This window comes from Streptomyces sp. NBRC 110028, assembly GCF_001417735.1.
Lineage (GTDB): Bacteria > Actinomycetota > Actinomycetes > Streptomycetales > Streptomycetaceae > Streptomyces.
On sequence record NZ_BBUZ01000027.1, the window covers coordinates 106,975 to 126,660 of the forward strand.

Consider the following 19,686-nt stretch of genomic DNA (forward strand, 5'->3'; position numbering starts at 1 on the left):
CCAGGTGTCGAGCGCGGCGCCCTCGCCCCACCTGGCCGGCATGCCCGGCACGGTGTGCCGCGGGGCGCCCCGGGTCCCGCAGCAACCGCGCCGGCGGGACCCGGGGCGCCGACCGCCGCTGGCGCGAGGGGAAGGACGGCGCTGCGATGTGAACGCCCCACGGGCGCACACGTGAAACGGCGCTACGGGGGCCGGAGGCGTGACGGGGACGGGCGCGGGCCCGGTGTCCGCTCAGCCGTGGCTGATGACCTTGCCGGGGTTCAGGATCCCCCGCGGGTCCAGGGCCGCCTTGACGGCGCGGTGCATCTCCAGCACGGCGGGCGCGAGTTCCCGCTCCAGTCCGTCCCGCTTGAGCAGTCCGACACCGTGCTCGCCGGTGACCGTGCCGCCCAGGTCGATGGCGTCGGCGATGATGTCGCGGAACGCGGCCTGGGCCCGCTCCCGGGCCGCGGTGTCGCCCGGCTGGGTGGTCAGCAGCGGATGGAGGTTGCCGTCACCGGCATGGGCGATGTTGGCGATGAGCGTGTCGTGCCGGGTGGCCGCGCGCTCGATCCGCGCCAGCATCTCCGGCACGGCCGCCCGGGGCACGCACACGTCCTCGGTGAGCACCGGGCCCAGCCGCTCCAGCGCCGGGTAGGCGAGCCGCCGCGCCGCGAACAGCGCGTCGGCCTCCTCCTGGTCCGTGGACTGCGCCGCCCAGGTCGCCCCCGCCTCCTCGAAGCAGGCGAGCATGCGCTCGGCCTCCCGCGCCCCGGCCGGGCCGGGCGCGTCCGTACGCCCCAGGAGCACCACGTCCGCGTCGACGGACAGGCCCATGTTCTTCCACCGGTCGACCGCGGCCAGGCAGTGCCGGTCGATCAGTTCCAGCGCGGACGGGGTGAGCCCCGCGGCCCCGACCGCGGTGACGGCGCGGCCCGCGGCCACCACCGACGAGAAGTATCCGGCGACGGTGCGCTCCGCCTCCCGCTGGGGACGCAGCCGCACCGTGACCTCGGTGATCACCCCGAGGGTGCCCTCGGAGCCGACCATCAGCCCCGCCAGGTCGTACCCGGCGACACCCTTCGCCGTCCTGCGGCCGAGCCGCACCAGCTCACCGGTTCCGGTCACCGCCTCCAGGCCGAGGACGTAGTCGCGGGTGACGCCGTACTTCACGCAGCACAGCCCGCCCGCGTTGGTGGCCACGTTGCCGCCGATGGTGGACCAGGGCGCGCTGGCCGGGTCCGGCGGATACCAGAGCCCGTGTTCGGCGCACGCGGCCCGCAGATCGTCGTTGACCACACCGGGCCCGACGACCGCGAGCCGCTCCACGGGGTCGATCTCGTGGACGGTGTTCATGTGCTCCGTGGAGAGCACGACGCAGCCCTCGACGGCGTTGGCGCCGCCGGAGAGGCCGGTTCCGGCGCCCCGGGTGACGAGCGGAACGCCGTGCCGCAGACAGGCGCGCACCACGGACCGCACCTCCCGCGCCGTACGCGGCCGTACGACCACGCGCGGCGTGCCGTACGGCGCCCACTCCGCCTCGTCGTGCGCGAACCCGGCCGCGATCCGCTCGTCCTCGATCAGCCGCCCGTCCGGCAGCTCCCGCCGCAGCTCCTCGATCAGCACGCCCGGCCCCCAACCTTGTCGTCGTCCCCGTACCGCGTCCCCGCCACGGTACCCACCGCGACGGCCGGCGATGATCAGCGCCCTGGCCTGACCGCGCGGGCCCCCGCCGGAGGGAAACCGTGCATGCGGTGGTGGGGCCGGCCGCAGTCGCATTGCTCGACGCGCCGCACATGCTGCTGCCACAGCGCGCGGTGGGCCGGTGTCGCGGGGAAGGACTCTACCGAGCGCCACCGGCCGGGCTCGCGCTACCCCGCGATCAGATGGGCGAGGAAGAGCAGGACGACCGCGGCGGGCAGCAGCCCGACGAGGGTGCCCGGCCGGAGCAAGAGGGGTTTGCCCAGGGGGAGCGGGCTGTGGAAGGGGTCAGGGCCCGGTTCCGGCAGACGCTCGATATTCGACTGGACCCGCAGATTCAGGATGATGGTGACGGGGTTGAACAGGGTCGCGGACAGCGGATGCCGCCACCCCTGACACATCGTCATGGCGGTGTGCTTCCGGTAGAGCGCCGTGCCGCAGGTCCGGCAGAACTGGCCCTTCGGTTTCCGGAACAGCATGATGAAGAACAGCCCTTGGCGGTGCCGGAGGGCCATCGTGGCCGCGGGCGACCCGCCGCGCATCTGGCACGCCAGCTGCCACGGAGCGGCATACGGGGCCTCCGGCCCGGCCGGGCGCTCCGACGGAGCGGGGCGAAGGGGATACCCCGGCAGCGGCGGCCGATGGGCCACGGGCCGCACCGTTGCGTACCCCGTACCGGGACCGCGCCGTACGGGTTGCCGGGCAGTGTCGGCAGCGCGATGGACTTCCTCACCCCGCGTGATCCAGTTGTGCGACACCCTATGCGACGTGGCGTCGGCACGGCCGCCGTGGCCTCACGGGGCCGGACCAGCGGCCCCGTGAGGCATCGCTTCACCGGGGAGCGGCGTCCGCGCGCATCATGACGCAGTCGAACTCCACCACGCGGCCCGTCGTGTCCTCGCGGGTCACCGGGTACATGCCCGTGATGCCGAAGCCGCTCTTCTCATACGTGGCGATGGCCTCGCTCATCCCGGGGCTGCCCTCGTAGAGCCGCAGGGGCGCGACCTCCGACTGCATCCCCACGAACTCCTCGATCCGTTCCCCGGCGCCGGCGAACACCTCCAGGTCGTACCCCTGGGTGTCCATCTTCAGATAGGGGCGGGGGCCGGCGAGACCGGCCAGCGCCTTGTCCATCACGCTGTCCAGCCTGCGGACCTCGATCTCCTCCGTACGGTCCTTCGCGAACCGCCGGTAGCGGTCCTTGCCGTAGTCGCTGGCCGGGAGCAGCGAGTTCATGGTGGCCCAGCCCACGTGCATGGACCGGGTCGCCTCCTCGCGGCCGAGGGCGAAGGGGAACACCCACCACTCGGGATCGTCCTCGGCGGCCTTCTCCAGCTTCGCGAACGCCTCCTCGGTGGGCTCGAAGGAAACGATTCTGCCCGTATAGCCGAGCCCGCGCAGCCGTCTGCCGTACTGACCGGCGTTGGCCCCCACGTCGAAGACGCAGTTCACCTCGTACTTCTCCAGCAGCCCGGCCACATGGTGGCCGCACAGATAGGTGGCGGCCGCCAGCTGGAGCGACCGCTCGTCGGAGGCCTTCGCGTCGAAGAGCAGATGGGCACCGGTGTCACCGAGCCGTACGTTCGTCCACGCCTCGGACGGAGGGTCGCCCCGGCCGCGGGCCACCACCCAGGTGTCCGGCCGCACCCGGGTCACCGCGAAACGGCTGCCGCCGCGCGTCACGAGGTCGGCCTCCCGGCCCACGGGGACGCGGTTCCGCTTGCCGCGCCGGGAGAGCACCGCCGTACCCGAGCCGAGGTCGAGCACCTGCACTCCGAGCCGGGGAAGCACACTCAGCAGTCTTCTGTAAAGGGTTTGCATCAAGACAGCCTCGCAGGTCTCGGCCGTCTCGGCTCCCCCTTACGGCCAATGGGTGCGCTTCTCTGTCACCTCTCGGCCGCGACCTCCTCCTTCTTCAAGAAAAGTGTGCCAAGCGGCCCGACCGCCCAAGACGATCGGGCCGTACGCGGGGAAACAGGAGATGGCCGAAAGGGGGCGGTACCGGATAGACGTGACCGCTGGTGAATGTCAGGGCGCCGGGGCCACCCGGATCAGGCCCTTGCCCGGCTTGAGCGGATGCGGTGTGCTCCACGGGCCGCGCGGGTCGGTGGCGGTCACCGTGAAGATCCCGAAGTCGGGGTCCGGGTAGAAGATCCAGAACTTGCCGTCGTGGTGGCGCAGGGCCGGGGCCCACACCCCTTGGCCGTGTCGCGGCTCGCTGAAGTGGTCCTTGGGCAGCAGCTCGGTCAGGGCGTGTCCGATGACGGTCCAGTTGACCAGGTCGGTGGAGCGCAGGACGGGCAGTCCGGGGACGCGGTTGAAGGTGGAGGCGACCAGATAGAAGTGGTCGCCCACCCGGATCGCGTCGGGGTCGGACCAGTCGGCGTTGAGCACGGGATTTTGATAGCGGCCGTCTCCCAGGTCGGCCACCCACGGCAGCCGCCCCCGCCCCGGGGCGGCCTGGACGCCCGCGGCCTTCGGGCCTGTGGTGGCCGCCGCCCGGGCGGCAGCCTCGGCGCGCGCGGTGCCACCGGCCGCGCCCTGGACCGCCGACGCGGCCGCCGCGCCGAGGCCGGTCCGTATCACGTGCCTGCGACTGGGTCGGCTCACTGTCTTCTCTGTATCTCGAACGGGGATGAGTGCAGGTAATCGACCCAGTAAGCGCTTACCGCGCATGAGTGTGGCAGTGGCGGACTTCATGGGCAAGGACCCCGGACCTTCTGATTCGGCGTCAGATTCGCCTGGTTGACGGGCACATGATGCTCACCGGGAACAATGGGGGGTGAACGGTCCGCCGCAGCCTCCGTCGAAGGAAATCGGATGAACACTTACGACTACGTCATCGTCGGCGCCGGATCCGCGGGATGTGTGCTGGCGGCCCGGCTGTCGGAGGACCCCGAGGTCCGGGTGGCGCTGATCGAGGCGGGTGGTCCCGACACGGCGGAGGAGATCCATGTCCCCGCCGCCTTCGCCCAGTTGTTCAAGAGCGAGGTCGACTGGGATCTCCACTCGGGCCCGGAACCGGGGCTCGGCGGCAGGCGGACCTATCTGCCCCGCGGCAAGGTGCTGGGCGGCTCCAGCTCGATCAACGCGATGATCTACATGCGGGGCAACCGCGCCGACTACGACGGCTGGGCCGCCGCCGGGGCCACCGGCTGGGGTTACGCCGATGTGCTGCCGTACTTCCGGCGCGCGGAGGACAACGAGCGCGGCGAGGACGCGTACCACTCGGTGGGCGGGCCGCTCACCGTCAGCGACAGCAGGTCCCGCCACCCGCTCGCCACCGCATACCTCGAGGCCGCCGAGCAGGCCGGGCACCCGCGCAACGACGACTTCAACGGCGCCACGCAGTTCGGGGTCGGACGGTTTCAGCTGACCCAGCGCGGTGGCATGCGCTGCAGCGCGGCCGTCGCCTATCTGCACCCCGTCCTGGGGCGGCCGAACCTCACCCTGCTCTCCTCCGCCCTGGCCCACCGCGTGCTGATCGAGGGCGGCCGGGCGAGAGGCGTGGAGGTGGAGCGCGACGGCACGGTGGAGGCGATCCGCGCCGAGCGTGAGGTGATCCTCTCCGCGGGCGCGTACGCATCCCCGAAGCTGCTGATGCTCTCCGGGGTCGGGCCCGCCGCCACCCTGTCGGCCTTCGGCGTCGATGTGGTGTGCGACCTCCCGGTGGGGGAGGGTCTGCAGGACCACTACATGGCGCTGCTGAACTTCCGTACCGATGTCGAATCGCTGATGACCGCGGCGAGCCCGGAGAACGCCGCGCTGCTGGCGAACGAGGGGCGCGGCCCGCTGACCTGCAACATCGGTGAGGCCGGTGGGTTCTTCCGCAGCCGGGCCGGACTGGACGCCCCGGACGTGCAGTACCACATGGCCCCGGTGCTGTTCCACCAGGAGGGGCTGGGCCCCGCCACCGAGCACGGTTTCGCGCTGGGCCCGTGCGTGCTCGCCCCCACCAGCCGCGGCCGGGTGACGCTCGGCTCCGCGCGCCCGGACGCCGCACCCCGGATCACGCACAACTACCTGATGACGGCCGAGGACCAGTACTGCATGGTCCAGGGGGTCCGCATCGCCCTGCGGATCGCGGCACAGGACGCGCTGGCCGGGATCACCACCGGGCCGTTCGACGTGCCGGACTCCGACTCCGACGCGGACCTGCTCGCCTTCTCCCAGCGGGCCGGGCAGACGCTCTACCACCCGACGTCGACCTGCGCCATCGGCTCCGTGGTCGACCCCGAGCTGCGGGTGTTCGACGTGGCGGGGCTGCGGGTCGTCGACGCGTCGGTGTTCCCGACGGTGCCGAGGGGGAACACCAACGCCCCCGTCATCATGGCCGCGGAGAAGGCCGCCGACCTCATCCGCGGCTATCCCTCGGCCATCCGCTGACGGCTCTCCCGCGAGGGGTGCGGGCCGGGCCTGTCACGGTGATCCTTGCGGCTGGTGTCCGGGGCCGAGCGGTGCCTGCTCGGCCCAGATCACCTTTCCCCGCGCGGTGTAGCGGGTGCCCCAGTGCCGGGCGAGCTGGGAGACCAGGAACAGCCCCCGGCCGCCCTCGTCGCTCACCCCGGCCCGCCGCAGATGGGGCGAGGTGTTGCTGCCGTCGGACACCTCGCAGATCAGGCTGCGGCCGCGCAGCAGCCGTATCCGCACGGGAGGGGCGCCGTACCGCAGCGCGTTGGTGACCAGTTCGCTGATGACCAGCTCGGCGGCGTAGGCGGTGTCGCCCAGCCCCCAGTCGCGGATCCGCTGGACGCAGGCGGCGCGGAGCGGGGCCACCGCCGCCGGGTCGGAGGGCACCTCCCAGTGGGCCACGTTCTCCGGGGCGAGCAGGCGGGTGCGGGCCACCAGCAGGGCGGCGTCATCGGTCGGACGGGAGGGGAGAACGGTCGCGAACAGCTCCTGGCAGGTGGCGCCGGGGCCGAGCTCCGGGGCGGCGGCGAGGGTGCGGCACAGCAGGTCCAGGCCGGTGTCGTGGTCCCGGTCGTGGCTTGCGACGAGTCCGTTGGTGTAAAGGATCAGCCGGCTGCCCTCGGGCACCGAAAGATCGGCCGCCTCGAACGGTTCCCCTCCCAGGCCCAGCGGCGGGGAGGCCGGCACCTCGGGGGTGTGTACGGTGCCGTCCGGGCACGCCAGGACGGGTCCCGGGTGACCGGCCCGGGCCACGCTGCACCGGCCGGAGACCGGGTCGTAGATCGCGTACAGGCAGGTGGCGCCCGTGATGCGGGCGCTGTCGGCGTCCGTCTCGCGCTCCAGGTCGAGCCGGGCGACCAGCTCGTCCAGGAGTGCCAGCACCTCGTCGGGGGGCAGGTCCAGGGCGGAGAAGTTCTGGACCGCGGTGCGCAGCCGGCCCATGGTGGCCGCCGCGTGCAGGCCCTGTCCGGCCACGTCGCCGACGACCAGGGCGACCCGGGCCCCGGGGAGCGGGAGCACGTCGAACCAGTCCCCGCCCACCCCGGCCCGCGCGGGCAGATAGCGGGAGGCCACCTCTACGGCGTCCTGGTCGGGCAGCGCGCCGGGCAGCAGATTGCGCTGCAGGGTGGTGACCATGGTGTGTTCGCGGGTGTAGCGGCGGGCGTTGTCGACACACACCGCGGTGCGCGCGGCCAGCTCCCCGGCGATCACCAGATCCTCGTCGTCGAACGGCCCGCTCGGTCGGGTCCGGCAGAAGGTGGCCACGCCCAGGGGGACGCCGCGGAACCGCAACGGCACGGCGAGCAGCGAGCGGATCTCCTGGTCGAGCAGGCGCCCGGCCTCCGCCTCGTACCCGGCGGGCCACGCGGAGGTGTCGCTCAGATCGGCGCGCAGGACGGCCTGCCCGCTCTCCAGCGCCTGCCGCTGCGGCGAGGACGGCGGATGGACGGCCCTCTCGCCCGAGCGGAAGAGGGGGTGTCCGGGCGGTACGCCACCGACCGCCGTGCGGTGCAGTACGCCGTGCGGCGCCGTCGGCTCCTCGCCCCGCAGCACCGGCTCCAGCAGTTCGACGGTGGCGATGTCGGCGAACCGGGGGACGGTCGCGGCCATCAGCTCCTCGGCGGTGCTGGTCAGCTCCAGGGTCGAACCGATCCGTACCCCCGCGTCGTACAGCAGCCGCAGCCGCTCGCTCGCCGCCTCGGCCCGGCCGGACAGGGCGCGCAGCTCGGTGGTGTCCCGCAGCGTCGCCACGCTCCCGGCGGGGCCGCCCGCCCGGTCGGTGGGCCGGATGTTGACGGCCAGCAGCCGGTGCCCGGCGGCGTGCACCTCGTCGGTGACGGGCTGTCCGGCGGCCAGCAGCCGGGCCAGCGGCGGTTCGATGCCGAGTTCGGTGACCTGTCGCCCCTCGGCGTCGGAGGCCAGCTGGAGCAGCCGCCTGGCCTCGTCGTTGACCAGCAGCAGTCGCCCGTCGCCGGCCATGATCAGCACGCCTTCCCGGACCGAGTGCAGCACCGCGTCGTGGTGGGCGTACATGCGGGTCATCTCGGCGGGCCCCAAACCGTGCGTCTGCCGCCGCAGCCGCCTGCTGGTCAGCGCCGTCCCGGCCGTCGCCAGGGCGAGGGCGCTGCCGCCGGACCCGAACAGCAGCGGCAGCTCGCGGTCCACCGTGTTGTTCACGCTCGCGATCCGGACCCCGACCGACACCCCGCCGGCCAGGGCGCCGTCGGCCGTGGTGACGGGCACCGCCGAGATCACGGAGGGGCCCTGGCTCGCGCGGAAGGTCCGCGAGATCGTCTTCCCGGCCAGTTCCTGCCGTACCACCGATTCGGGGCCGATGATCCGCTTGCCGATCAGCGCCGTCTCGGGGTGGGTGAGGCGCAACCCGCGCCGGTCGAAGACCACGATGCTGTCGACGCCGGTGCGCTTCCTCGTATCCTCGGCGCGGGGCTGGAGCAGCGACGTCGGATGAGCGCCGGTCATGGTCCGGGCGAGCCCGGGCGCCTCCGCGAACGTCCTGGCGACGGTCAGGGACCGCTGTCGGGCCTCGTCCGTGGCGTCGGTGCGGGCCTCCAGAGCAAGCGCCGCCACCGCCATGGCGACCAGGGCGAGCGTCAGGAGGACCTGCAGGATGAAAACCTGCCCGGCGACACTCGGCACGGGGGACAGCGCCCGTATTCGGCTCCGGGCCATACGAGCAAAATTGCTCATGTCGGCATTTATAACATCTCCTTTCGGTTGGCCGACAGGGCTGGCCGCCGCGCTCGCGGGATCATGTTCCGGCCGATCCGGGGTCGAGCGCGATCCGCCTGGTCATCCGGCGGATCGCCGACGGGGCCCACGGCCGCCGCGCAGGGCTCCGGGTGTCGTGCGCGGGCCGGGTCTGGCTTGTTAACGACGCGTTCCAGGGCGGTGCCGCAGCGTAGCCGTACGAAGCGCTTAGGATCACCGCATGATCACGGCCCGGTCGCGTTTCGGCATCCGGTGGGCTCGCGGGGTGGCGAGCCCGCTGCGTCTGCTGTGCCTGGCCGCGCTGCTGCTGGGCTTCGTGTCCCTGCACGCGGTGAGCGCCGAAGCCGTGTCCGGCCATGTGACCGGCTGCTCGTCCTCCCCGGTGGCCTCCGCCGCGCACGGCGGGAACCCGGAAGAAAAGGGATCCGGGCATCACGGCGACGAGTCGGCCCACTCCGCGCACGAATGCGTCCTCGCCCAGCCCGAGCACGGGCCCGAGCCGGCGGCCCCGTGCCCGGCTCTCCCGGCCGGGGACGCGCCCGGTGCCGAGGGGCACGCGCCGTCCTCGCGCGCGGCCGCGACCACGGCGGCCGGATCCGCGCCGCCGGATCTCCAGCGGATCGCGGTGCTGCGCATCTAGTACGGACCGGTATCGGACCCGTCCTTGCCGATTCCTGTCCGCCATCTCCCGCGCCACGCGGCGGGAGGGCGGCCGCCGTGCGGAGAAACCGTGCCGTTCCCTGCCTCACACCCTCTTGGCCGGGCCGCTCGCCACCCAGGGTGGCCACGTCGGCTCCTGGCCTTCGTCCTGTGCGCACTGCTGCTGACCGCGCCCGGCTGTCTCGGCCACGCGGCCGGTGCGGAACACGCCCAGGGTCTGCGGATCGCGGACGACTCCCGGCAGCTCCCGGTTGCCGGCACCGCCCGGCAGTTCCCGGTTGCCGGCACCGCCGGGCAGCCGTCCACCGACGGCCCGGCGGGCGCCGAGCACTGCGCCCCGGCGCCCCGGGAGACATCCGGCCGGGCCGCCCATCCGTCGGTGCGCGACCTGCCCGTCTCCGCCGCGGCCGAGGCATGCCGGGCCGTCGTCTCCGCGGCGGGTCCGGACCGTCCGCGCACGCTCTGCCCGCGCGCGCCGACGGTCAGATCCACCCTCTGCTCGACCAGCCGGTGGCGCATATAGGGGCGGCCGTCGTGGCCCGCGCCCCGGCCGCCGCCCCTCGGCGACCGGACGCGGATCGGTGCCCGCCCAACCCGGGCGGCACCGTGCCCGAGATGAGCATCCGACGAGCCATCAACCACCGAAAGCGGACAGATGCGATCTCTGATCCTCAACGACGCCACCCCCACGGCCCCCGGCCTGTCCGGGCTGGTCGGCAACACGCCCGTCCTGCGGGTGTCCGAGCCCCTGACCCCGGCCGACCGCGGCTTCTGGGCCAAGCTGGAGGGCTTCAACCCCGGCGGCATCAAGGACCGGCCCGGTCTGCACATGGTCCAACGGGCCCGCGCCCGAGGCGACCTGCGCCCCGGCGGCGCGATCGTCGAGTCGACCAGCGGCACGCTGGGCCTCGGCCTCGCCCTGGCCGGACTGGTGTACGGCCATCCCGTCACCCTCGTCACCGACCCCGGCCTGGAGCCGTCGATGACCCGGCTGCTGACCGCCTACGGAGCCTGGGTCGACATGGTCACCGAACCGCATCCGGAGGGCGGGTGGCAGCAGGCCCGCCGCGACCGGGTGACCGAACTCCTCGCCCGGCAGGCCGGTTCCTGGTGCCCCGACCAGTACAACAACCCCGACAACACCGCCGCCTACACCCCGCTCGCCCTCGAACTGGCCTCCCGGTTCGGCCACATCGACATCCTGGTGTGCAGCGTCGGCACCGGCGGCCACTCCGCGGGCATCTCCCGAGTGCTGCGCCAGCTCTACCCCGAGATCACGGTGGTGGGGGTGGACACGATCGGATCGACCATCTTCGGGCAGCCCGCCCGCACCCGCCTGATGCGCGGCCTGGGGTCGAGCATCTACCCCCGCAACGTCGCCTACGAGAACTTCAGCGAGGTGCACTGGGTCGCCCCGCACGAGGCGGTGTGGACCTGCCGCCGGCTGGCCTCGTCGCACTACGCCACCGGCGGCTGGAGCGTGGGCGCGGTCGCGCTGGTCGCCGGGTGGCTGGCCCGTACCCACCCCGCGGACGCCCGGATCGTCGCGGTGTTCCCGGACGGCCCGCAGCGCTATCTGGACACCGTGTACAACGACGACTACTGCGCCGCCAACGGCCTGCTGGACCAGCCGCCCGCGCCCGAACCGGACACGATGGGACACCCCGGCGAGCGGGAAGTGGACCGCTGGACCCGCTGCACCGCCGTGGTCGACCCGCTCGCCGCGCGCGAGCCGGGCACCCCCGCCGGGCCGTCGCGGACCGCCGCCCCGGCCGCGCCGGAGGCCGCCCGATGAGGGCGACACTCACCCAGGTGCGGTCGTACGAGCGCAGCGTCCAGCTGTTGATGGTGAACCAGTTCACCATCAACCTCGGCTTCTACATGCTCATGCCCTATCTGGCCGCGCATCTGTCCGGGACGCTCGGGCTCGCCGGATGGCTGGTCGGACTCGTCCTGGGCGTACGGAACTTCAGCCAGCAGGGCATGTTCCTGGTCGGCGGCGCCCTGGCCGACCGGTTCGGCTACAAGCCGCTGATCGTGGCGGGGTGTGTGCTGCGCACCGCCGGTTTCGCGACGCTCGGGCTCGTGGAGTCGCTGCCCGCGCTGCTGGCCGCCTCCGCGGCCACCGGACTCGCCGGGGCCCTGTTCAACCCGGCGGTCAGGGCCTATCTGGCCGCGGACGCGGGGGAGCGCCGGGTGGAGGCGTTCGCCCTGTTCAACATCTTCTACCAGGCCGGGATCCTGCTCGGCCCGCTGGTGGGCATGGTGCTGACGGGCGTCGACTTCCAGGTCACCTGCCTGGTCTCGGCCGGGATCTTCGCGGTGCTGAGCGTCGTGCAGATCCGGTCGCTGCCGCCCCGCCGCGCCGACGACGGCGCGGCCCCGGGGCAGGAGGGCCATGAGCGGGTGCTGGCCCAGTGGCGCGGGATCGTGACCAACCGGCCGTTCCTGCTGTTCTCCGTCGCCATGATCGGCTCGTATGTGCTGTCCTTCCAGGTCTATCTGGCCCTGCCGCTGGAGGTACGACGGCTCGGCGGCGAAGGGGAGTTCGGCACCGCGGCGGTGGCGCTGCTCTTCGCCGTCTCCGGGCTGAGCACCATCGTCGGGCAGACCCGGGTGACCGCGTGGTGCAAGGCGCGCATGGCGCCCGGCCGGGCGCTGGGCTGGGGGCTGGCCCTCATGGGAGTGGCGTTCCTGCCGCTGCTGGTGGCGACCGCGCTGCCAGTACCGGACGGCGGGCCCGGCCGATGGCTCCTCGCGGCCGTGCCGCCCGCGCTCGCCGCGTTCCTGCTGGCGCTGGGCACGATGATCGCCTACCCGTTCGAGATGGACACCATCGTCCGGCTCTCGGGGGAGCGGCTCGTCGCCACCCATTACGGGCTGTACAACACCATCTGCGGGGTCGGTATCACCCTCGGGAACCTGCTCACCGGCGCGGCGCTGGACGCGGCGCGTGAAGCGGGCATGCCCGCCGTCCCGTGGATCGTGCTGCTCGCGCTCGGCCTGGCCTGCGCCGCGGCGCTCTTCGGACTGCACCGCACGGGCCGCCTGGCACCGGTGGTGCCCGAACCCCGCCCCGCGGCGGCCTGACCCGCCGAGGGCCGACCGCGCGACACCCGACGGCGCCCCCGCCGGTGGCCACGACCGGCCACGGGCGGGGGCCGCCTGCGGGGACCACGGGCGGGGGACGGGCCACCGCCGAACAGGTGCCGCCGCCCGGCGGCCACGGCGCTGGTCCGGCCGGGGCAAGGGCCGGGCCTGTACGGTCGGCTGAGCCCCGTCTCGACGACCAGCTGCCCCGGAGCGCGCCGTGCGGAACCGCAGCCCCCTGACCGGACGTCTCGCCGTCGTGACCGGTGCCGCCCGCGGACTGGGCGCGGCCATGGCCCGGGAACTGGCCGGGCGCGGCGCACGCGTCGTCCTCCTCGGCCGGGAAGAGGAAACCCTGGAGCGGGTGGCCCGCTCGCTGCCCACGGAAACCCACTGCTACGCGGCGGACGTGGCCGACGACGCGGCGATGACCCGGGTGGCCGGGCAGATCCACGACCGGGTCGGCACACCGTCGGTCGTCGTCGCCAACGCGGGCGTGGCCGAGGGCGGGCCCTTCGGGGAGTCACCGCCGGCCACCTGGCGGCGCGTCATCGAGGTGAACCTCATCGGCAGCGCCAACACCGCCCGGGCCTTTCTGCCCGGTCTGCTCGGCACCCGCGGCTACTTCCTCCAGATCGCCTCCACGGCCGCCTTCGGCTCCGCGCCCATGATGAGCGCGTACTGCGCCTCGAAAGCGGGCGCCGAGTCCTTCGCCCAGTCCCTGCGCGCCGAACTCGCCCACCAGGGGGTCGCGGTGGGCATCGGCTATCTGAGCTGGACCGCCACCGACATGATCCGCGACGCGGACCGGTACGGGGTGCTGAGGGAACTGCGCGCCCATATGCCGCCACCGGCCCGGCGCGTCCACCCCGCCGCCACGGTGGCCGCCCGCATGGTGACCGCCATCGAGCGCCGCGCCGCCACCGTCTACGCACCGCCCTGGCTGCGCCTCGCCCAGCCGGTCCGCCCGCTGCTGCCGCCGCTGGTCACCTGGTTCTCCGCGCGGGAGCTGCCCCGGCTGGCCGAGCGGACCCGCTTCGAGGCGACCGGGCTCCTCGGGGCCGGGGGCCGCGCGGACCAGGCGGCCGCCGAAGGGTGAAACGCGGGCGGGTTCAGCCGTTGTCGAGGATGGTGCCGTGCTCGTCCATGGTCGGGTGCATCTTCATGGGCCCGTAGGTGTCCAGGTCCGAGGGGCGCGGCGGTTCCGGCCCGTCGGGGCCGCTGCGCACCATCCGCTCGATGCGGCAGATCCGGAACAGGCGGCCCTCCACCCGGGCTTCGTCGGCCCGCCGGGCGCGCCGGTACTCCTCGGCGGCCCGCGCGTACACCGCCCGCTTGGCCTCGCCGTACTCGTAGAGCAGCGGCCACACTTCGGCCATGCCCTGGTAGAGCAGCCGCCGCGCGTCGTGCGGGGTGGGCATCAGGGCGCCCTGCGGCCGCCACCGCTGCCCGGAGCGCTCGGCCACGCCGAAGCCGACGGGCAGCAGGATGATGTCCGGATGGGTGGTGACCGCCCGCTCGGAGTGCTTGCGCACGACGGCGGGGAACCGCGGGCCGGTGTAGGCGAAGGTGGCCAGCGCCAGCTTCATGGCGCTCGCCATCAGCCCCGCCCCGTCCCGCTCGGGATCCAGGACGAACCCGGTGTCGGGCGACCGCGCCTCGTGCCGTCCGTCCCAGGAGATGAGGGACGGTTCCGGGTCGGTGGGCCGCGGTGGCTCCAGATTGTGCTCGCCGGTGCGGGCGAACTCGTCCCCGCGCACGATCCGGTAGCGGACGCCGAGCACGGTCATCTCGTTGACCGGCTCCGTCTCGAGCCGGGCGACCGCCGCCAGCAGCTCGCGACGGGTGGCGGCGTCGTCGGTGTCGTCCTTGGCCCTGAACCACAGGAGCGAGTTCAGTTCGTCCCGGACCTCCTGGGGCGCGCCGCTGGTCACGGGCTTCACCAGCCGCCAGTGCGCCCCGGCGGCGGGGTCCTGTATGGCCAGGCCGAAGACGGGACCGCGGAGTGCGAGATGCGGATAGCGGGAGGACGCGTCCACGGCGTCGGCTTCGGTCACCCATTCGGCGGGGTCGTCGCGCCGCACCAGATCCGCGTGGAGCCGGTCCAGCTTTCGCTTCCAGTGTTCGGCCATGGGCACATTGTCGAGGCTGCCGGGCAGCGTTCGGGCGGGAACGCCTCAAGTGATCAAAAGCCTTAAATCCCATGTCACTACCGTCTGTCCGCCGGTCGCCGGGCGGTCGGCGGCGTGGTGGGGCGCGTCGTTGGGCGGGCGGGACGGCCGCGGCACATAGCCTGACACACCGGTGTCCGCGGAGAGGTGTGCGAACGATGGCGGCACGTCAGCACTGGCTCTTCGGCGATCAGCTCGGCCCGCACTTCGCCGACCACCGCCACCACGGCCCCGACGCCCAGGCCCCACTGATCATGATCGAGGCGCGGTCGGTGCTGAGCCGCCGCCGCTTCCACCGGGCCAAGGCGCATCTGCTGCTGTCGGCGATGCGGCACCGGGCGGCCGAACTCGGTGACCGGGTGCGGTACGTCCGGGCCCGGACCTACCGCGAGGGGCTGGCCGAGGCCGCGGGCCGGGACCGGGTGACGGTGTGCCATCCGACCTCCCGGCGGGCGCTGGAACTGGTCGGATCGCTCGACCGGGTCGAGGTGTTGCCGGCGAAGGGCTTCCTGGTGACCATGGCGGACTTCGCCTCATGGGCCGGGGAGCACGCCCGGGGGCGGCTGCTGATGGAGGACTTCTACCGCTGGGTGCGCCGCGGACACGAGCTGCTGATGGAGGGCGACGAGCCGGCCGGGGGCCGGTGGAACTTCGACGACCGGAACCGCGAACCGCCGCCGCGCGGGGCGCGGACCCTCGACGCCCCCGGGCCCTGGCGCCCCGAGGAGGACGAGATCGACGACCGGGTGCGGCATGACCTGGACCGCTGGGAACGCGAGGGCACGGTCTCCTTCGTCGGCCGGGACGGTCCGCGGCACTTTCCCGCGACCCGGCGCGAGGCGCTGGCCTCGCTGCGCCACTTCGTCGCCCACCGGCTGCCCTGCTTCGGGCCGTACGAGGACGCGATGCTCGCGGCCGACCCGGCCATGTGCCACAGCCGGCTGTCGGCTCCGCTGAACCTCGGGCTGCTGCATCCGGCCGAGTGCGTGGACCGCGCGGAGCGCGCGTGGCGCGAGGGCACCGCGCCGCTGGCCGGGGTCGAGGGATTCGTACGGCAGATCGCCGGCTGGCGGGAGTACGTGTGGCATCTGTACTGGCACTTCGGTGAGGACTACCGCGGCCGCAACGCCCTGGGGCACACCGCCCCGCTGCCCGGCTGGTTCCTGGAGCTGGACGCCGACGCGGTGACCGCGCGCTGCCTTTCCACGGTGCTGACCCAGGTCCGGGACACCGGCTGGACCCATCACATCCCCCGGCTGATGGTGCTCGGCAGCCGCGCGCTGCAGGACGGCTGGGACCCGGCGGCGGTCACCGACTGGTTCCACCGCTGCTTCGTCGACGGATACGACTGGGTGATGCTGCCCAACGTCGTCGGCATGTCGCAGTACGCCGACGGCGGGCTCATGACCACCAAGCCGTACACCTCGGGCGGGGCGTACATCAACAGGATGAGCGACCTGTGCGGGCGCTGCGCCTACCGCCCGGGCGACCGGGCCGGTGAGCGGGCCTGCCCGTACACCACCGGCTACTGGTCCTTCCTGCACCGCCACCGGGGGCGCCTGGCCGGGAACCACCGCATGGCCCAGGCCGTCCGGGGGCTTGACCGGCTGGGCGATCTGCCGGAGGTGCTCGCGCGGGCCACGGAGCGGGGCGACGCCGCGCCCTGAGCGCGGGGGCACGATGCCCACCCCTGCGGCGTCGCGGGGCGGACCGCGGCGTCGCGGTGGCCGGCACTCAGGCGCCGGGTGTCGTGCCGTTCAGGAAGCGCAGGAGGAGGTTGCGGCCGACCGCGCCGGCGATGCTGTGGTACGTGTCGTCGAAGGCGTGGTCGCTGTAGGGGATGGCGTTGAACCGGGCGTCGTCATGGGCCCGGCGCAGCCGGTCGGCGAGCCCGCGGACCCGGGACTGCCGGATGAGATGGTCGGAGGCGCCGGTGACCAGGAGGGACGGCATCAGGCCGGGGCGGACACGGCTGGTGGCGGAGGCGTAGCGGTAGCGTTCGGGGCGCTGGGCCGGGGTACCGCCGGTGTAGGCCTCGGTGATCTCGCGGCCGAAGCCCATGAGCCCGTTGTCCTGCCAGGTGCCCTTGAGGTCCGAGGCCGGGTAGAACCCGGCGACGGCGACCGGCGGGGCGGGCAGCCGCGCGGTGCAGCTGCTGGCGATATGGCCGCCTTTCAGCCCGTACGCGACGTTCAGCGCGAGGCTTCCGCCCGCGGAGCCGCCCACCAGCACGGTGCGGGAGGTGTCGACGCCGTACGGGCGGGCCATCCTGGCCAGCCGGGACATGGCGCAGACGACGTCGTCGGAGGCGTCCTTCCAGCGCGGTGGCGGTGTGAGCCGGTAGTCGATGGACAGGACGGGGTAGCCGTGGTTCGCGAGCCAGCGGTAGTCGCCCGCCCGCTGGTCCCTGCTGCCGGTGGCGAATCCGCCGCCGTGGATCCATATCACCATGGGCTTGTTCCCCTGGCGGTTGGATGCGCGCGGCGCCCACAGCCCGGCCTTGAGCGTGCGGCCCTCGACCCGGTCGTAGGCGATCACCTGGTCCGGCGGCGCCGTGGGCTGGTCGACGGCCAGCACGTCGGCGGCGGACAGCGGCACGTTCTGGGAGTGGGCGTAGAGCAGCTGGGTGATCAGCACGGTGGCCGCGCCGATGGCGGTGACCGCCGCGGTGACGGTGGTCCACACCGCCGTGCCGCGCTTCCCGCGCCGCCACGCCACCACCGCGCCCGCGGCGATGACCAGGCCGAAGACCACGTACCACAGCGGCCGGGGCCCGACCCAGGTGGTCGCGTAGTACCCGAGCACGGGCACGGCAGGGATGATCGCACCGAGGGTGACGAGCGCCGCCAGCCCCGAAGCCACCAGCCCCAGGGCGAGCGCCGCGCGGCGCGCCCAGCGGGGCAGGGCCCCGGGGGAGGGAATGCGGACACGGGCGTTCATGTCGGGCCGTTCTCCTGTTCGCTGTCGTCGGTGTGGCTCAGGCGCCGTCAGCAGTGAGGAGGGCCCAGCTCGGGGATTCAGGGTAGCCACGAGGTGACCCGGACCGGCCACGAGGGTGGCCGGTCCGGGGCTCGGCGCGGATGGCTATCTGGCATACAGCAGGTGCCGAAGCCGGTCTGGTCGAAGCCGCCACTGGTCGAGCCGTAGTCGCCGCCGCCCTCGGGGCGGACGCTCTCGGCGATGGCCTTGATGTACGGCACGTCCAGGCTCAGCCTGCGGCCGTAGTGGTAGTACAGCAGGTCCCAGACCGGCCGGACCTGGCCCCGGCTCGCGGCGGAGATCACGGTGTGCGACCGCTGGGCGCAGTTCTGGCCGGTGCCCCAGGTGCAGGCCCCGGTGTCCTGGCTCAGACATCAGCCGCAGAGCAGCCACGAGTGAAGCTCGGGCCGCAGGTTGGCCAGGTGTCACTCACTCGAGGGTGTTGACGCGGTTCTCGTACTCGCGGCGGGCCTTGCGCTGAGCCGAAATCGCCGCGGTGCTGTCGAGGGTTTGGCAGCGGTCGAGGAGTTGGCGGTGGATCGCGGGGGTGGCGCTGATGCGCAGGGTGTAGCCCTGGCCGCGCCGTACGGCCTGGCCGTGGTCGAGCGCGGCACGCCCGGCGTCGTCCGGCTCGGCCGCGTGGAGGAAGTCGGCGACCTCGCCCGGCATGTCGAGGACGACCGGCAGTTCCGGGGCCGGGCTCATCGGCGGTGTCGGGTTGCCAGCGCTTGGTCAGGCTTTCCTGGGGGCTGGCTTCGCCGTCGCGGCCGGCTTCATGTGGTGAGGTCTGCGTCGCGGGCCACGAGGGCGGCTTGGACGCGGTTGCTGACGTCCAGTGCGGTCAGGATGCGGCTGACGTGGGCTTTGACGGTGCTCTCGCGCATGGCGAGGCGGGTGGCGATCTCGGCGTTGGTCTCGCCGTGGGCGAGGAGGGCGAGTACGTCGGACCGGGCACATCAGCCCGCCCCTGATCATCGCCGTGGCGGCCGGCGCCGTCGTGGCCGGAGACTTCCTCGCCCACCGCACCGGCCGGTTCCTCGCCGACCGGCTGCGCACCGGCCGGGCGGGCCGCCGCATTCCGCCTGCTGTCTGGGCACGGGCGGAGACGCTGATGGCCCGCCACGGCGGCCGCGCCGTCTTCCTTGCCCGTTTCATCCCCGTGGTCCGCACCCTTGCCCCCCACTGTGCGGGCGCCGCCCATCCGCCCTACTACCGCATCGCGCCGTACAGCGTCACCGCGGCCTGCGTCTGGGCGACCGCAGAGGCATCCGCCGGATATGCGGCCGCCTCCTCCCTCCAGCACGTGCTCACCCTGGCGGGCCCCGCCGCGGCCGTACTCGTCCTGACCGCGACCGCAGCCGTGCTCGCGGTGCGGCGAAGCGGACCGCACCAGGAGGAAGGAGCGGCCTGACCGTCCACGCATGGTGCCGGCCGGCCCGCAACCTTGTCGTTGACGGCGTTGAGCCAGGTGATGCCCCGCTTGAACCCGAAGTACTTCGGCGACAGCGCCGCGCTGACCGTACGGAGCGGCACCACGAACCGCAGCCCGTTCACCGAGGCGAGCGGGTCTCGCCCCGGAACTGCACGATGGGCACCGCGGCCTGGGCCTCGCTGAGCCGTGCGTTCGCCGAGGCGAGGGTGTCCGCACGTAGTACTGGTCGACGCCTCCGAGACGAGCAGCGCGACCATGGAGGTGGGCAGGTCCTTCATCCGGGTGGTGCCGTCCTCGAGGTGGACGAAGGCGTCGAGGAGGCCGGTCCAGCGTTCACATCCGGCAGGTCGAGCGGTCGGCGGACATCTCGTGGACGCGCTTGGCCAGGAACTCCGTGTCCTGGGCGAGTTTTCAGGGGGCGGGCGAGCAGATGCAGGCAGTCGAAGATCTCGTCGTCGCCCCGGACGATGAGGTTGCGCGGTTCGGTGAGCCGGAACCGGGCCGTGTTGCCGGCTCCCGCCGGCACCGGATAGG

15 protein-coding genes and 4 pseudogenes are annotated in these 19,686 nt (G+C 73.3%); 8 read left to right on the forward strand and 11 right to left on the reverse strand.

Annotated features, from left to right (window positions below):
• Positions 1 to 231 precede the first annotated feature (231 nt).
• From ASC60_RS17670 to ASC60_RS17685, 4 genes and pseudogenes are all read right to left on the reverse strand, one after another.
• Positions 232 to 1,590: an FAD-binding oxidoreductase gene (locus ASC60_RS17670; protein ID WP_370592934.1), complete on the reverse strand. Its 1,359-nt coding sequence runs from the start codon at positions 1,588 to 1,590 to the stop codon at positions 232 to 234.
• A 260-nt stretch (positions 1,591 to 1,850) separates the two neighbouring features.
• On the reverse strand, positions 1,851 to 2,330 hold the full coding sequence (locus ASC60_RS17675) for a hypothetical protein (RefSeq protein ID WP_159043280.1): 480 nt from the start codon (positions 2,328 to 2,330) through the stop codon (positions 1,851 to 1,853).
• A 181-nt stretch (positions 2,331 to 2,511) separates the two neighbouring features.
• Positions 2,512 to 3,501 (reverse strand): FkbM family methyltransferase, encoded by a 990-nt coding sequence (locus tag ASC60_RS17680; RefSeq protein ID WP_055551991.1) that lies wholly within the window; start codon positions 3,499 to 3,501, stop codon positions 2,512 to 2,514.
• A gap of 216 nt (positions 3,502 to 3,717) precedes the next feature.
• Positions 3,718 to 4,101 (reverse strand): annotated as a pseudogene (locus ASC60_RS17685) (family 43 glycosylhydrolase); the annotation flags it as partial.
• A 399-nt stretch (positions 4,102 to 4,500) separates the two neighbouring features.
• Between ASC60_RS17685 and ASC60_RS17690 the strand changes: the two are divergent.
• Complete coding sequence (locus ASC60_RS17690) at positions 4,501 to 6,066, forward strand: GMC family oxidoreductase (protein WP_055551995.1); 1,566 nt, start codon at positions 4,501 to 4,503, stop codon at positions 6,064 to 6,066.
• Positions 6,067 to 6,099: 33 nt separating this feature from the next.
• Here ASC60_RS17690 and ASC60_RS17695 read toward each other — a convergent pair whose 3' ends face one another.
• Positions 6,100 to 8,799 (reverse strand): SpoIIE family protein phosphatase, encoded by a 2,700-nt coding sequence (locus ASC60_RS17695; RefSeq protein WP_079038455.1) that lies wholly within the window; start codon positions 8,797 to 8,799, stop codon positions 6,100 to 6,102.
• Between the two features lie 241 nt (positions 8,800 to 9,040).
• Between ASC60_RS17695 and ASC60_RS17700 the strand changes: the two genes are divergently transcribed.
• The 5 genes from ASC60_RS17700 (at position 9,041) to ASC60_RS17720 (ending at position 13,669) form a co-directional block, all read left to right on the forward strand.
• Positions 9,041 to 9,460, forward strand: a complete 420-nt coding sequence (locus tag ASC60_RS17700; protein ID WP_055551998.1) for a DUF6153 family protein — start codon at positions 9,041 to 9,043, stop codon at positions 9,458 to 9,460.
• A 90-nt stretch (positions 9,461 to 9,550) separates the two neighbouring features.
• Positions 9,551 to 10,003 carry a hypothetical protein gene (locus ASC60_RS41695; RefSeq protein ID WP_159043281.1) on the forward strand — a complete coding sequence of 151 codons (453 nt, stop codon included), beginning with the start codon at positions 9,551 to 9,553 and terminating at the stop codon, positions 10,001 to 10,003.
• 132 nt (positions 10,004 to 10,135) lie between these two features.
• Positions 10,136 to 11,275 (forward strand): PLP-dependent cysteine synthase family protein, encoded by a 1,140-nt coding sequence (locus tag ASC60_RS17710; protein WP_055552002.1) that lies wholly within the window; start codon positions 10,136 to 10,138, stop codon positions 11,273 to 11,275.
• Positions 11,272 to 12,570 (forward strand): MFS transporter, encoded by a 1,299-nt coding sequence (locus ASC60_RS17715; RefSeq protein ID WP_055552004.1) that lies wholly within the window; start codon positions 11,272 to 11,274, stop codon positions 12,568 to 12,570. The genes ASC60_RS17710 and ASC60_RS17715 overlap by 4 nt, the downstream gene beginning before the upstream one ends.
• Before the next feature lie 220 nt (positions 12,571 to 12,790).
• Entirely contained in the window at positions 12,791 to 13,669 is an 879-nt protein-coding gene (locus tag ASC60_RS17720; RefSeq protein ID WP_055552006.1) for an SDR family oxidoreductase, read from the forward strand.
• A gap of 13 nt (positions 13,670 to 13,682) precedes the next feature.
• Here the strand turns inward: ASC60_RS17720 and ASC60_RS17725 are convergent, their stop codons facing one another.
• Positions 13,683 to 14,702: a DUF5954 family protein gene (locus ASC60_RS17725; protein WP_055552009.1), complete on the reverse strand. Its 1,020-nt coding sequence runs from the start codon at positions 14,700 to 14,702 to the stop codon at positions 13,683 to 13,685.
• A 197-nt stretch (positions 14,703 to 14,899) separates the two neighbouring features.
• Between ASC60_RS17725 and ASC60_RS17730 the strand changes: the two genes are divergently transcribed.
• Positions 14,900 to 16,408 carry a cryptochrome/photolyase family protein gene (locus ASC60_RS17730; protein WP_055552011.1) on the forward strand — a complete coding sequence of 503 codons (1,509 nt, stop codon included), beginning with the start codon at positions 14,900 to 14,902 and terminating at the stop codon, positions 16,406 to 16,408.
• A gap of 67 nt (positions 16,409 to 16,475) precedes the next feature.
• Here ASC60_RS17730 and ASC60_RS17735 read toward each other — a convergent pair whose 3' ends face one another.
• The 4 genes and pseudogenes from ASC60_RS17735 to ASC60_RS39325 form a co-directional block, all read right to left on the reverse strand.
• Positions 16,476 to 17,681 carry an alpha/beta hydrolase gene (locus tag ASC60_RS17735; RefSeq protein WP_055552013.1) on the reverse strand — a complete coding sequence of 402 codons (1,206 nt, stop codon included), beginning with the start codon at positions 17,679 to 17,681 and terminating at the stop codon, positions 16,476 to 16,478.
• A gap of 161 nt (positions 17,682 to 17,842) precedes the next feature.
• Positions 17,843 to 18,067: pseudogene (locus ASC60_RS17740) on the reverse strand (cell wall anchor protein); the annotation flags it as partial.
• An 82-nt stretch (positions 18,068 to 18,149) separates the two neighbouring features.
• Complete coding sequence (locus ASC60_RS17745; RefSeq protein WP_055552016.1) at positions 18,150 to 18,425, reverse strand: hypothetical protein; 276 nt, start codon at positions 18,423 to 18,425, stop codon at positions 18,150 to 18,152.
• Positions 18,426 to 18,493: 68 nt separating this feature from the next.
• Positions 18,494 to 18,664: pseudogene (locus ASC60_RS39325) on the reverse strand (response regulator transcription factor); the annotation flags it as partial.
• Between the two features lie 29 nt (positions 18,665 to 18,693).
• On the opposite strand from ASC60_RS39325, the gene ASC60_RS17750 reads away from it, so the two are divergent.
• A complete protein-coding gene (locus ASC60_RS17750; RefSeq protein WP_370592935.1) occupies positions 18,694 to 19,131 on the forward strand; it encodes a DedA family protein in 438 nt (145 codons plus the stop codon).
• A gap of 23 nt (positions 19,132 to 19,154) precedes the next feature.
• Here ASC60_RS17750 and ASC60_RS42935 read toward each other — a convergent pair.
• A pseudogene (locus ASC60_RS42935) lies at positions 19,155 to 19,481 on the reverse strand (Tn3 family transposase); the annotation flags it as partial.
• Positions 19,482 to 19,686: the final 205 nt, after the last annotated feature.

Excerpts from the sequence above, each read along its gene's own strand:
- ASC60_RS17680 (WP_055551991.1), bottom strand. The coding sequence starts at position 3,501 with ATGCAAACCCTTTACAGAAGACTGCTGAGTGTGCTTCCCCGGCTCGGA.
- ASC60_RS17690 (WP_055551995.1), top strand. The coding sequence starts at position 4,501 with ATGAACACTTACGACTACGTCATCGTCGGCGCCGGATCCGCGGGATGT.
- ASC60_RS17695 (WP_079038455.1), bottom strand. The coding sequence starts at position 8,799 with ATGAGCAATTTTGCTCGTATGGCCCGGAGCCGAATACGGGCGCTGTCC.
- ASC60_RS17700 (WP_055551998.1), top strand. The coding sequence starts at position 9,041 with ATGATCACGGCCCGGTCGCGTTTCGGCATCCGGTGGGCTCGCGGGGTG.
- ASC60_RS17710 (WP_055552002.1), top strand. The coding sequence starts at position 10,136 with ATGCGATCTCTGATCCTCAACGACGCCACCCCCACGGCCCCCGGCCTG.
- ASC60_RS17715 (WP_055552004.1), top strand. The coding sequence starts at position 11,272 with ATGAGGGCGACACTCACCCAGGTGCGGTCGTACGAGCGCAGCGTCCAG.
- ASC60_RS17725 (WP_055552009.1), bottom strand. The coding sequence starts at position 14,702 with ATGGCCGAACACTGGAAGCGAAAGCTGGACCGGCTCCACGCGGATCTG.
- ASC60_RS17730 (WP_055552011.1), top strand. The coding sequence starts at position 14,900 with ATGGCGGCACGTCAGCACTGGCTCTTCGGCGATCAGCTCGGCCCGCAC.
- ASC60_RS17735 (WP_055552013.1), bottom strand. The coding sequence starts at position 17,681 with ATGAACGCCCGTGTCCGCATTCCCTCCCCCGGGGCCCTGCCCCGCTGG.
- ASC60_RS17745 (WP_055552016.1), bottom strand. The coding sequence starts at position 18,425 with ATGAGCCCGGCCCCGGAACTGCCGGTCGTCCTCGACATGCCGGGCGAG.